The sequence below is a fragment of the Bacillus cereus G9842 genome, from assembly GCF_000021305.1.
Taxonomy (GTDB): Bacteria; Bacillota; Bacilli; order Bacillales; family Bacillaceae_G; genus Bacillus_A; species Bacillus_A thuringiensis_S.
In genome coordinates this window covers 2,722,995-2,736,011 of record NC_011772.1, presented here as the reverse complement: position 1 = coordinate 2,736,011, position 13,017 = coordinate 2,722,995, and the positions used below count along the sequence as shown (strand labels likewise).

Below are 13,017 nucleotides of genomic sequence, written 5' to 3'. Positions count from 1 at the left end.
AATCTATCATTCTGAATTTACTAGAAAGATAGATTTCACATATATCTATATAAAAGGAGAATGGATATAATATGTTGAAAAAACTTGTAGCAGTAATGACAGCATTTATGGTTATCTTTGGGGCTAGCAGCTTTATGTTCGTAGATCATGCGGCAGCGAAAAGTTACAAATCTGGTAAAAAATCATTTACACCAAGTTCAGGTCAAAAGTCAAAAGTTGATTTAAACAAAAAAGACTCAAATGTAAATTCTCAAAAAACGACTCCAGATTCAAAAACGAAAGCAACAAACACAGCACCAAAAAGTAATAAAGGAAGCTTTATGAAAGGTTTATTACTAGGTGGTCTTGGTGGTTTACTAATGGGTAGCTTATTTGCAAATATGGGAGCTCTTGGTTCTGTATTAGCGTTTATGGTAAATATGTTAGTAATGGCTGGTATCGTAATGTTAGCAGTTCGTGCATTTAAATACTTCAAAGACCAACGTAAAAAGAAGGCAGATGAAGTAGCATGGAAACAATAAAAATTTCTGAACAAGAATTAATAAATGCGCTTTGCGTATATATAGCTGAAAAAAGACAAGTGGGTCCAGAAGAAGTGTTAGTTGAACTCATGTATGACGATGACTACGGTTTCTCTGCGGAAGTAGAGGTAAATGGTCGCCAGCAAATTTTAATTCAAGCAAACTTAATCGAAGCATTACGCTTATTGCTTGAAAGAGAATATAATGTCAATTCATTCGCAGCGAGATTACAGCTTGAATTAGATGATGAAGAAGGTATTTACGCATTAGCGAAATTTAATAACTCGGATGAGTAGAGAAAAGAGCTGTTGAGAATAATCTCAGCAGCTCTTTTTAGTATGTGCATATGTAGAAGAATAATCACGCCAAATTTCATTCATCTTTCGTCTACCGATATCTACCATCGGATTAAACTGAATTGCAGCTTTCTGACGAACAGAGTGAACGTTTTGAATGGCGTGATATAATTGTTGGTCGACTATATCATGTTGTTCACCTGCATATTTAGCAATTGATAGACCTGCAACAGTTCCTTGCGCCATCGCAATTTTTCCGCTTTCAATGCCTGTAATATTGCCAGCTACAAATAAACCTGGAAGAGGGGTTTCCATTGTTTCGGAATGGAGAGGAACGTGTCCGCCTAATTCTGAAATGTAATGGAAGGGACAACCAGCTACAGCTGCAAGTTCGGCAAGTGGGTATAATCCCCCGGCAATACAAACAAAATCTGCTTCATATATTTTCTCTGATCCATTAATAACATTTCCTTTAGAGTCAATATTAGCAATACGTACACCTTCAACTTGATCTGTTCCGATAATTTCAAGAGCTGCTTTCCGAAGGTGAAGTGGCGTTCCGTTTATTTTCATTCCGCTGTTTGGATAGAATGTTAATCCAGCTTTTCGAATCCAATCATATTTCATAAAGTGGCTACCTATTCGTAAAATAGCAGAAGGAGCGAGATGTGCTGCATTTAAAAGAGAGTTTAAAACTTCTTCAGGTTCACCAGCTTTTTGACTTAACTCGCTTTTTTCAAGGAGTACAATATGATCTACTTTAATTCCCGCTAATTGCAATTCACTTAAAATGGCGAAAGACAAAATGTTAGCACCAATAATGATTCCTTTTTTTCCAACTTGCACGCGATGAACATTTGTCATAACTTGAGCTGCTCCAATTGACATCACTCCTGGAAGTGTCCAGCCTGGAAGGGGAATAGAATATTCCGCAGCACCAGTAGCAAGTAGTACGAACGGTGCTTCTAACGTACCGATATTAGTATGTACAAACCAATTGTTTTCATCTTTATCTAAATTATAGACCGAAACACCGCACCTGATATGTACTGAAAGTGATTCTGCTTCTTCATGAAGTCGCTTCGATTCTTCTATTCCGTTCCACCATTCTCCAGTAGGCTCTTGATGCAACTGTCCTAACAATCTCCCGCCCGGCTTCATAAATTCATCAATAACGAGCACTTTTAGTCCGAAACGAGCACAAGAGATAGAAGCAGATAATCCCGCTGGTCCTGCACCAATGATAATTACATCACTCATCGTTTTTTCACCATCTCTCTCACGATATTCGGATGCTGTTTCCCGCTTTCAACAACCATGTTTTCTTCTACAACAGTTAAGCATGCGCGTACATTTGTTTGATTATTTACTGTCACGCGGCATTCGGAACAGTGCCCGATATTACAATAAATACCTCGCGGTGTCCCGCTATCTTCATGAACTCTTAATGTCCGTATTTCATTTGCTAACAGGGCAGCAGCTATCGTTTCATGTTCATATGCTTCGTATTGATGACCGTTAAATTGAAAAGTAATACGCTCACTACTTTGTAAAGTACCTAAAATAGGGTGATGTGTAATTCTATTCATTTACTTTCACCTACCGATCCAAAAGTAACTGCACGTATTGGTGGTTGATATTTTAACGGTAGTTCATTAAGAGTTACGTCAGGATTCGCATTTTCTATCATTCGATCTATCATTATTCTGCATGTGCGACCACCGCAAAATCCCATGCCAGCACGTGTTCTTAGTTTTAATTCTCTTGCCGAGCAGTTATATTCAGCAATTGTCGATTGAAGTTGTCCATATGTAACCTCTTCACAACGACAAACGATTAAGTTGTTTTTATTTGTCATATGTATTCCTCCTCTAGTTCGGTTTGCACAAATTATATATGCAAAAATCATGCCAATATAGAGGGGAGAGGGCTACCTATAAACGCCTGATTGGTGCATACTGATTCTTTATTGAAGTCCGAGTTTCTTTAAACGGTTATATAAAGTAGCCCTTGTTACGCCAAGTTGTTTTGCGCATTCTAATTTATTCCCATTTAAAATTCGTAAAGCCTTTTCAATAACTTTTTTCTCATGCTCATCCATCTCTTCTTGTAAAGAAAGGATTGTATTATTGTTGCTGAGTAATAGGGAATGAGCTGTATGGTTGTCTAAAGTTTCAGTCGTATGAAATGGTAAATATTCTTGTTTTATAATTCCGTCTGTTGCGAATACCACAAGCCGTTCAACAACGTTTCGAAGTTCGCGAATATTACCTGGCCAATTGTAATGAAGCAGTTCATGCATAATGCTTGAAGGTAGGTCACGAATTGGTCGGTTATAGTTGATCGAAAAATCGTTTAAGAATGAGTATGTGAGTTCGATAATATCCTCTCGTCTTTCACGCAGCGGTGGAATATGCAGGCTAACTACATTTAAACGATAATATAAATCTTCTCGGAAAGTTCCTTTTCTCATTTCTTCTTGTAAATCCCGATTTGTAGCAGCGATAATGCGGAAATCAATATTAATTTCTTTTTCTCCGCCAACTCGGTAATACTTTCGTTCTTGTAGTACACGTAACAGTTTTACTTGCATATCGAGCGGCATTTCGCCAATCTCATCGAGGAATAAAGTACCGCCTTGTGCGAGTTCGATTTTACCTTTTTTCCCTTTACTATTCGCTCCAGAAAAGGCCCCACGCTCGTAACCGAATAATTCACTTTCAAATAAAGCTTCTGGAATTGCCCCGCAGTTAATCGAAATGAAAGGCGCCTTCGCTGCTTCACTTGCTTCATGAATTGCTTTCGCAAATACTTCTTTTCCAACTCCGCTTTCCCCAAGTATTAAAACAGTTGATTTCACCGAACAAACTTTTCTAGCTAATTGTATCGTTCTTTGTATAACAGGACTTTTCCCATTCATCGCAAGGAATGGATCGGATTCATCTTTATACTTTGCCACTTCTTGTTCTAAACGGTGCATTTCATGTGACATATTAAATAGTTTTTCATTTAAAGCGACTTGATTTGTAACATCTGTTTCTGAAACGACTGCTCCTATAATTTCATCATTACAATAAACTGGATTTGAATTAATTAATACGAATAAATCGGGACGAGGCTGATGGAACTGAGCGACTATATTTTTTCCATCATGTAAAGATTGTAAAATTTCCAAGTCTTTATAATCAAAAAAACGAGTAATCGGTTGCCCAATAATCTCATTATGGTTGACTGAAAATATTTTTTCAGCACCATCTGTCCAAGTTCGAACGCATTCTTTACTATCAATGACTGTAACAGAAGAGTCAGTTGTTTGTATTACGGTGTTATAAAATGACTGTAGTTCATTGTAGGACTTATAAAGAAATGGAATCATTTGCTGAGAGGTTATACAGAATATCGGCTCATCGTTTTCGTTAAGGATGATAACAGCTAATTCATAAGAAAAAGCGTCAATTAATGCAGTGAATGAGTCATCTACATAAATAATGGCGCAATTATATTCTTCTGTAGTAGAAGGGAGATAATAAAACCTTCCGTTTACTTGCTTAATGTGATTAAGGCTACATGTATGATCGATTAAAATACTTTCCAAAAACTCTTGTATAGTCGGAAATGAAAATGCCATAATATCCTCCCGTTATGTATAAAAAATTTGACAGTGATAAAAAAATAATACACCTATTTACTATAAATTTGAATTATTTTTACAAATAAAAATATTGTTTATGGAAATTGTATATGTGCAGAATTGGCACGTCAATTGCATAAAAGAAAGTGAGAGGTTTAGGGAAAGGAGGAGTATATTGTGAGGCACTGCGACGTTTTAATTATAGGTGGTGGAATAATAGGGTGTTCTATCGCTTATTACACTTCAAAATACGGAAGAGACGTAACAATCATTGAAAAAGGAGAATTTGTCAGCGGGACGTCTTCACGGTGTGATGGGAATATTTTGGCCATTGATAAAGACCCAGGGTTTGATAGTCAAATGTCTTTAGTAAGTCAAAAATTAGTAACTGATTTAAGTGAAAAATTAGAGCATTCATTTGAATATAGGGCACCAGGAAGTATTCTCGTATGTGAGTCAGACGAAGAGATGGAAGCTGCGCAGCAATGGGTAGATCGGCAAAAAGAAGCTGGATTACCGTTTCGAATGCTTGATAGGCAAGATATAAGAGAAGAGTCGCCTTTTTTTGCTGATGATTTATTAGGCGGTTTAGAATGTGCGACGGATTCAACTGTGAATCCATATCTCCTTGCTTTCTCGCTTCTGTCAGAGGCACAAAAGTTTGGCGCAAAAGCCTTTAAGCAGACCGAAGTAAAGAGTATGAAAATAGAGACGAATGGTTCATTTGTTGTAGAAACTACGAATGGTACTTTTACAGCAAAACAAGTTGTAAATGCAGCCGGTGTGTGGGCTCCTAAGATTGGTCAGATGTTAAATGTAAATATACCAATTGAACCGAGAAAAGGGCATATTATAGTAGCATCAAGGCAACAACATGTAGGATGCCGTAAAGTAATGGAATTCGGTTATTTAATTTCTAAATTTGGCGGAAAAAGAAAAGTAGATGCTTTAACTGAAAAATACGGGGTTGCGCTCGTATTTGAGCCTACTGAAAGTCAAAATTTCTTAATTGGAAGTAGTCGTGAATTTGTAGGGTTTCATACGAGAATAAACAATGAAGTCATTAAATGTATCGCAAATAGAGCGATTCGCTTTTATCCGAAAATGGCAGATATGATGGTAATTCGTTCTTACGCTGGTTTACGTCCGTGGACAGAAGATCATTTGCCGATTATTTCACGAGTGGAACATATTCCGAATTATTTCATTGCCGCTGGACATGAAGGGGATGGGATTAGTCTTGCAGCAGTTACTGGGAAAGTAATTGAAGAGTTATTAAATGAAAAAGAGACAATTATTCCTATTGAACCACTTCGTTTGAGTCGTTTTACAGAAAGGGTGTTAAACGGATGAGGTCACAAAGAGTCTTTACGACTATTGATACACATACGGGCGGGAATCCAACGAGGACATTAATTAGCGGACTTCCAAAGTTGATTGGAGAGACGATGGCAGAGAAGATGTTACATATGAAAAAGGAATATGATTGGATTCGAAAATTGTTAATGAATGAACCGCGTGGTCATGATGTAATGTCAGGGGCATTATTAACAGACCCGTGTCATCCTGAGGCTGATATAGGTGTTATATACATAGAGACAGGTGGATACTTACCGATGTGCGGTCACGATACAATCGGTGTATGTACAGCGTTAGTTGAATCAGGTTTAATTCCAGTAGTTGAACCGATTACTTCTTTAAAACTAGATACCCCGGCTGGCTTAGTGGAAGTAGATATTGCTGTTCAAGATGGAAAAGCAAAAGAGGTATCTTTCTGTAACATACCAGCTTTTTTATTGAAAAATATTACTGTACACGTCAAAGACATTGGAACTGTAGAGGCTGATATTGCGTATGGAGGGAATTTTTATGCCATTATTGATGCGAATTCAGTAGGCCTAGAATTAGTACCAGAAAATGCATCTACAATCATCGATAAGGCGATTCATATAAGAAACACAATTAATGAGAAGTTTGAAATCATTCATCCAGAGTATTCGTTTATTAGAGGATTAACACATGTTGAATTTTATACAGATGCTACTCATGAATGTGCGAATGTGAAAAATACAGTTGTTGTACCACCAGGCGGAATAGATCGATCCCCATGCGGTACAGGAACATCTGCGAAGCTAGCTGTATTATACGCTCAAAAAGAAATCAAAATTGGTGAAGAGTTCATTCATGAGAGTATCGTTGGTTCTTTATTTAAAGGATATGTCGTGAATACGACACATGTTGAAAATATTGAAGCTGTCATAACGAAAATTACGGGATCAGCTTGGCTTATGGGTATGCATAAATTTTTTTACAATGAAATGGATCCACTCAAAGAAGGATTTTTGCTAATTCCGCCGATGGAACATGAAACGGAGGATATAAAATGAACATTCAAAAAATGTATACAGCAGTAGACGTACATGTAAATGGCGAGGCATTTCGTGTAATGAAAGACGTACCATGCAAATACTACTACAGTTTGGAGCAATTAAATGAACAATTTTCAGGTGAATTAGCAGAAGAGAGGAAGCTTTTATTAAATGAACCACGTGGTTTTATCGGTTTGAATGGGTGTATTGTCGTTCCATCTATCCATAATGAAGTGGATGCAGCTGTATTATTTTTTAATCATGAAGGTTCGATTCCGCTTCATTATGGGGGCATTGTTGCGGTAATAACGATGTTACTCGAAAGTGGGTATTTAAAAAAGAGAGAGTCCAATCAATACAAAATTGAAACGTTATCTGGAATATTTTTAGTTCATGCGTATGTAGAGAATGATGAAGTTGTATCTGTTTCGTTTGAAAGCAAACTTTGCTATTTGATTGAGGAAAATTTACAGGTTGGTAATGTAAGTTATTCTCTCATACAAGCAGATAAAGTATATGCAGTTGTAGAAAAAGGTGCGTATTCGCCAGAAATTCGTGTTGAAAACATTCCAGAATTGAAAAGATGGGGAGAAGCTACACTGCAGGCTATACAAAAACAGTTGCTAATAAAAAGGCTTATTTTAGTAGATCCTTCGCAAAAAGAAAAGAACCATATAAAGTCGATTACATTTCATGAAGATAACTTTATCGTACGTTCGCCAGGTTTTGTTTCTACTATCGTTTCCTATGTTCATGCGTTATTTAAAAATGATTATATGGCGGATAAACCTTTTAAAAATGAAAGTATATTTAATAGTTTTATAACTGTGGAAAAAGTGAAGAAGGAGGAGCTAGGATACATTTTCCGTTTTGAAAGTAGAGGATTTATTACAGGAATGCAGACGTTTCTATTAGACCCTACGGATCCATTTCCGGCAGGGTTCTTATTAAAATAAAATGTGATAAGGAGAGATAAATATGCAAAAAATTAAAGGGGCATTTCCAGTATTAATAACACCGATGGATGAATTTCAGGAAATTAATTGGGATGGGGTAAAACAAAATGTAAATTACTTTATCGAACAAAAGGTTGCAGGCATCATCATTAATGGAAGTACAGGAGAGTTTGTAAGTTTATCAAAAGAAGAGCGATTTAAAATGGTAGAAACCGTTTTGAAAGAAATTGATGGCCGTATTCCAGTCATTGTTGGAACTGCTGCGGAAACGACGAAAGAAACAATTGAATATACGAAACATGCAGAAGCGCACGGAGCGGATTGTGCATTAATTATAAACTCTTACTATTGTAAACCGAAGGAAGAGGAGATCTATTTTCATTTTAAAGAAATCTCAAACTCTGTAAATATACCAATTATGTTATACAATAATCCATTTACTTCTGGTGTTGATATGAGTACAGAGCTAATGCTCCGTATTGGAAAAGAGTGTGAAAATGTTACACATATTAAAGAATCTAGCGGAGATATTCGAAAAGCAAGAGATTTAGTAAGACAAAGTGAAGGGGCTTTCCAAGTCTTCTGTGGTTCTGAAGATTTAGTTATGGAATCATATTTAGTTGGTGCCTCGGGATGGGTTTCAGTAGCAGGAAATATCGTTCCTGGTCTCGTTACAAAAATGTATGAGCATTTTCAAAATGGTGAATTAGAAAAAGCATGGGAAATAAACGATGCTATTTTACCACTTTGCGAATTTCTTGAAGGGTCAGGGAAATATGTTCAAATCGTTAAACGTTCCATGGAATTACATGGGCAAGCGGGAGGACCTTCTCGCTATCCAAGACTAGGATTAACTGTTAACGAAGATCAAAAGCTTCAAACGATTTTATCAAATATTGCAGCTCATGCAGCTGTTTAAATAAGGAGGAGAACATAATGTTAAAGACAAATATTGAGCTGAAACCAAAAGTGGAAGCGTTTTTAAATGAAGAAATTAAAATGTTTATTAATGGCGAATTTGTTTCTGCTATTGGCGGAAAGACGTTTGAAACGTACAATCCAGCAACAGAAGATGTTTTAGCAGTCGTATGTGAAGCGCAAGAAGAGGATATTGATGCTGCAGTAAAAGCAGCAAGATCTGCATTTAAATCTGGTCCGTGGGCAGAAATGACTACTGCTGAAAGATCGCATCTTATTTATAAATTAGCAGATTTAATTGAAGAACATAGAGAAGAGTTAGCGCAATTAGAAGCTTTAGATAATGGGAAGCCGTATCAAGTAGCACTTGAGGATGATATTTCAGCGACTGTAGAAAATTATCGTTATTACGCAGGATGGGCTACAAAAATTATTGGGCAAACAATCCCGATTTCAAAAGATTACTTAAACTATACGAGACATGAACCTGTAGGTGTTGTAGGTCAGATTATTCCGTGGAACTTTCCGCTCGTTATGTCTTCTTGGAAAATGGGAGCTGCACTGGCGACAGGTTGTACGATCGTATTAAAACCAGCAGAGCAAACACCTTTATCCTTACTATATACAGCAAAACTCTTTAAAGAGGCTGGATTTCCAAACGGTGTTGTAAACTTTGTACCAGGCTTTGGTCCTGAAGCAGGAGCGGCAATTGTAAATCATCATGACATTGATAAAGTTGCTTTTACAGGATCTACTGTTACAGGAAAGTATATTATGCGTCAGTCTGCAGAAATGATTAAGCATGTAACGTTAGAGCTTGGCGGCAAATCACCAAATATCATTTTAGAAGATGCGGACTTGGAAGAAGCAATTAGTGGTGCATTCCAAGGTATTATGTATAATCACGGTCAAAATTGTAGCGCAGGATCACGTGTATTTGTTCATCGTAAACATTATGAAACTGTAGTAGATGCACTTGTGAAAATGGCGAACAACGTAAAACTTGGAGCAGGTATGGAGAAAGGAACGGAGATGGGTCCACTCGTATCTAAGAAACAACAAGAGCGTGTGTTAAATTACATTGAGCAAGGGAAGAAAGAAGGTGCTACAGTTGCGGCTGGTGGTGAACGTGCGCTTGAAAAAGGTTATTTCGTTAAGCCAACTGTATTCACAGACGTTACAGACGATATGACAATCGTTAAGGAAGAAATATTTGGACCAGTTGTTGTTGTACTTCCATTTGATTCGACAGAAGAAGTAATTGAACGAGCGAACAACTCATCTTATGGCCTTGCTGCGGGTGTATGGACGCAAAATATCAAAACGGGTCATCAAGTGGCAAATAAATTAAAAGCAGGAACAGTGTGGATTAATGATTATAACTTAGAAAATGCAGCTGCACCATTTGGTGGATACAAACAATCTGGTATTGGCCGCGAATTAGGTTCATATGCGCTTGATAATTATACAGAAGTGAAAAGTGTTTGGGTAAATATAAAGTAATAGGGCGTTTTACTGACAAAATTGAGGGATGAAATAATGAAAGATGCGGACAACTAGAAAGTTTGATAATAGTTGTCCGTTTTCTTATATACAAAATTGTTTTTCAAAAGAATGATAAGGGGGATTTGGATGGAGAATTTAGTAGAATGGTTAGTAGGGCAAGTGTGGAGTATCGGTTTAGTTGTTTTTGCATTAGGGGCAGGCGTATATTTCACGATTGCAACACGCTTTTTGCAAATTCGTTATTTTAAAGAGATGATTAAACTATTATTTGAAGGAAAGAGTTCAGAGACGGGAATATCATCTTTTCAGGCATTTTGTTTAGCCTTATCAGGAAGAGTTGGAATTGGTAATATCGCAGGGGTAGCGACAGCAATCGCTTTCGGCGGGCCTGGAGCTGTATTTTGGATGTGGGTAATGGCTTTGTTAGGGGCAGCGAGCGCGTTTGTTGAATCAACATTATCTCAAGTATACAAAAGTAAAGTAGGGAATGAATATCGCGGCGGTACTCCATATTTCATTGAGAAAGGTTTAAAAATGAAATGGTTTGCAGTCATTGTAGCGGTAGTTGTAACACTTTCATATGGCGTGTTATTACCAGGTATTCAATCTAGTAGTATCGCAGTTGGATTTGAAAACTCTAATGGTATTAACAAATATATAACTGGTATATTTTTAGTCGTGTTACTAGCAGCAATTATTTTTGGTGGTGTAAAGAGAATTGCTGGCGTTTCTCAAATGCTTGTTCCATTTATGGCAATTGGTTATGTAATTGTTACATGTATCATATTAATTGCGAATGTAACGGAGATTCCAAGTATGTTTGCTTTAATTTTCTCTAGCGCATTTGGTGTAAATGAAATGTTTGGTGGAATTGTTGGTGCAGCTATTGCATGGGGCGTAAAACGCGCTGTATTTTCAAACGTTGCTGGTGTCGGAGAAGCGACGTATAGTTCGGCTGCTGCTGAAGTATCGCATCCTGCAAAACAAGGATTAGTTCAAGCGTTTTCCGTATATATCGATACAATTGTCGTATGTACAGCGACAGCTCTTATGATATTAATTACAGGTATGTATAATGTTATACCTGAAGGGAAACGCGCTATTGTAAAAAACATAGGAAATGTGGAAGCAGGTCCAATTTATACGCAACAAGCAGTTGAAACTGTGATGACAGGGTTTGGTCCAATATTTATTTCAATTGCAATTTTCTTTTTTGCATTTACAACGTTACTCGCTTATTACTATATCGCTGAAACGACGCTTACTTATTTAGATCGTCAATTGAAGTATGGTTGGTTAAAACCAGTTTTAAAATTTGGATTTTTAATTATGGTTTACATCGGTAGTGTTGAATCAGCGTCGCTTTTATGGAATCTCGGAGATTTAGGAATCGGTAGTATGGCATGGTTAAACTTAATCGCGATTCTATTATTAAGTAAAATTGCATTAAAAGTGTTAAAAGACTATGAAACGCAGAAAAAAGAAGGGAAAGATCCAGTATTTAATCCTAAAAATGTGGGGATTGAAGGATTAACATTTTGGGAAGAAAGAAGTAAAGAGGTTGAAAGAAAAAGTTCTAGAGAAAAAGTTATTGTAGATGATAATTTAAAATTATAACGTAAATTAACTGAAAATTCTTAATTTAAAAGAAGGTATATTGCCTCCATTTCATCGCATACTACAATAGGTATGGATAATATGACTGGAGGGAATAAGATGGAACATGAGCAACATAGTTCGATAAATGATATTCTACATCATTATAAAGAAGGTATAGGTAGTTTTACAAATCAAATTCCTGAAATCGCTGAGACATATAATGCGTTTACGCAAGCTTGTTTTCAAGAGGGTGCTTTAACAAAAAGAGAAAAACAACTTATTGCATTAGGAATTAGTTTAGCAACGCAAGATGAGTATTGTACAATTTATCATACAAAAGGTTGTCTTGATCAAGGATGTTCGGATAAAGAGATTCTGGAAGCATGTGGTGTTTCAGCAGCATTTGCTGGCGGAGCTGCGATGAGTCAAGCGGTAACTTTAGTGCAAGAGTGTTTAACAGAACTGAAAAATCAAAAGCATTGAATAAAAAAACGTTTTAAACTTTATGTTTAAAACGTTTTTTTATGTGAAATTAAATTTGTATTCACTTTAGTATTCTATATCTTCATAAATCGAATTCTCTACATCAGGAAGAACTGTGTATATACTCTTACCGATTAAAGCTTCTAATTCTTTCTTAATTGCATAAAACCCTTTCCAATGTAAAGATGTATGAGATGTTGTACCATGACGCAAACCAACGGAAATTAATCTTCTTTCCAGCGTAGTAAAGCCATCCGCGTCAGCAAGAGCGTCACAAAGAGTAATTACTTTATTGTATAAGTCGTAGTTACTATGTTCATTCAATATTGCAACCAACCGGCTTTTCATATGGTCAGGAACGAGATGCCATTCCGCTGCGATATCTATATGTTCATTTTTACAGGGAAATGAGTGTGTCACACAAATAATGGCGTTTCCTGCATATCCTAAATCATTCATATACATATAACCATCATAGGAATGAATGACCGATTTGGTAAAACCTTTGTATCTTCCGATATCATGCAAAAGGGCAGCGTTATATGCTATGTCAGCATCTAGGTCATACCCTTTTTTTATAAGTTCTATAATTATGTTTTCAGTTGCATGAGCAACATGTAGTGAATGTTCAAACCAAGGGCCCGGGTTTTGTTCATATGCCCATTCGAGTAGTTCTTTTGCGTACGTTCTATCTAATATATATTTCATATCGTTATCCTTTCACAAAAAATCATATCT

General features: G+C 36.6%; 14 protein-coding genes. 9 read left to right on the top strand and 5 right to left on the bottom strand.

Annotated features, from left to right (window positions below):
- Positions 1-71: 71 nt before the first annotated feature.
- Positions 72-521, top strand: coding sequence for a hypothetical protein (locus BCG9842_RS13720; protein ID WP_000914478.1), 450 nt, complete (start codon positions 72-74; stop codon positions 519-521).
- Positions 509-817: a YxcD family protein gene (locus BCG9842_RS13715; protein WP_000447763.1), complete on the top strand. Its 309-nt coding sequence runs from the start codon at positions 509-511 to the stop codon at positions 815-817. The genes BCG9842_RS13720 and BCG9842_RS13715 overlap by 13 nt, the downstream gene beginning before the upstream one ends.
- A gap of 24 nt (positions 818-841) precedes the next feature.
- Here the strand turns inward: BCG9842_RS13715 and BCG9842_RS13710 are convergent, their stop codons facing one another.
- From BCG9842_RS13710 to BCG9842_RS13695, 4 genes are all read right to left on the bottom strand, one after another.
- On the bottom strand, positions 842-2,077 hold the full coding sequence (locus BCG9842_RS13710; protein WP_001286082.1) for an NAD(P)/FAD-dependent oxidoreductase: 1,236 nt from the start codon (positions 2,075-2,077) through the stop codon (positions 842-844).
- Positions 2,074-2,406: a (2Fe-2S)-binding protein gene (locus BCG9842_RS13705; RefSeq protein ID WP_001080019.1), complete on the bottom strand. Its 333-nt coding sequence runs from the start codon at positions 2,404-2,406 to the stop codon at positions 2,074-2,076. Before BCG9842_RS13705 ends, BCG9842_RS13710 begins: the two co-directional genes overlap by 4 nt.
- Positions 2,403-2,675, bottom strand: a complete 273-nt coding sequence (locus BCG9842_RS13700; protein ID WP_000182619.1) for a (2Fe-2S)-binding protein — start codon at positions 2,673-2,675, stop codon at positions 2,403-2,405. Before BCG9842_RS13700 ends, BCG9842_RS13705 begins: the two co-directional genes overlap by 4 nt.
- Before the next feature lie 108 nt (positions 2,676-2,783).
- Positions 2,784-4,445, bottom strand: coding sequence for a sigma-54 interaction domain-containing protein (locus BCG9842_RS13695; protein WP_000885736.1), 1,662 nt, complete (start codon positions 4,443-4,445; stop codon positions 2,784-2,786).
- Positions 4,446-4,625: 180 nt separating this feature from the next.
- Between BCG9842_RS13695 and BCG9842_RS13690 the strand changes: the two genes are divergently transcribed.
- From BCG9842_RS13690 to BCG9842_RS13660, 7 genes are all read left to right on the top strand, one after another.
- Complete coding sequence (locus BCG9842_RS13690; RefSeq protein ID WP_001215272.1) at positions 4,626-5,801, top strand: NAD(P)/FAD-dependent oxidoreductase; 1,176 nt, start codon at positions 4,626-4,628, stop codon at positions 5,799-5,801.
- Positions 5,798-6,835 (top strand): proline racemase family protein, encoded by a 1,038-nt coding sequence (locus BCG9842_RS13685; protein WP_001257539.1) that lies wholly within the window; start codon positions 5,798-5,800, stop codon positions 6,833-6,835. Before BCG9842_RS13690 ends, BCG9842_RS13685 begins: the two co-directional genes overlap by 4 nt.
- Positions 6,832-7,773 carry a proline racemase family protein gene (locus BCG9842_RS13680; RefSeq protein WP_001025575.1) on the top strand — a complete coding sequence of 314 codons (942 nt, stop codon included), beginning with the start codon at positions 6,832-6,834 and terminating at the stop codon, positions 7,771-7,773. Before BCG9842_RS13685 ends, BCG9842_RS13680 begins: the two co-directional genes overlap by 4 nt.
- A 22-nt stretch (positions 7,774-7,795) precedes the next feature.
- A complete protein-coding gene (gene dapA / locus BCG9842_RS13675; RefSeq protein WP_001169450.1) occupies positions 7,796-8,692 on the top strand; it encodes a 4-hydroxy-tetrahydrodipicolinate synthase in 897 nt (298 codons plus the stop codon).
- 17 nt (positions 8,693-8,709) lie between these two features.
- Entirely contained in the window at positions 8,710-10,194 is a 1,485-nt protein-coding gene (locus BCG9842_RS13670; protein WP_000920981.1) for an aldehyde dehydrogenase family protein, read from the top strand.
- 129 nt (positions 10,195-10,323) lie between these two features.
- Positions 10,324-11,814, top strand: coding sequence for an alanine/glycine:cation symporter family protein (locus tag BCG9842_RS13665; RefSeq protein ID WP_000429519.1), 1,491 nt, complete (start codon positions 10,324-10,326; stop codon positions 11,812-11,814).
- A gap of 72 nt (positions 11,815-11,886) precedes the next feature.
- A complete protein-coding gene (locus BCG9842_RS13660; protein WP_001999958.1) occupies positions 11,887-12,279 on the top strand; it encodes a carboxymuconolactone decarboxylase family protein in 393 nt (130 codons plus the stop codon).
- Positions 12,280-12,345: 66 nt separating this feature from the next.
- Here BCG9842_RS13660 and BCG9842_RS13655 read toward each other — a convergent pair whose 3' ends face one another.
- Positions 12,346-12,987, bottom strand: a complete 642-nt coding sequence (locus BCG9842_RS13655) for an HD domain-containing protein (RefSeq protein ID WP_000874108.1) — start codon at positions 12,985-12,987, stop codon at positions 12,346-12,348.
- Positions 12,988-13,017 lie beyond the last annotated feature (30 nt).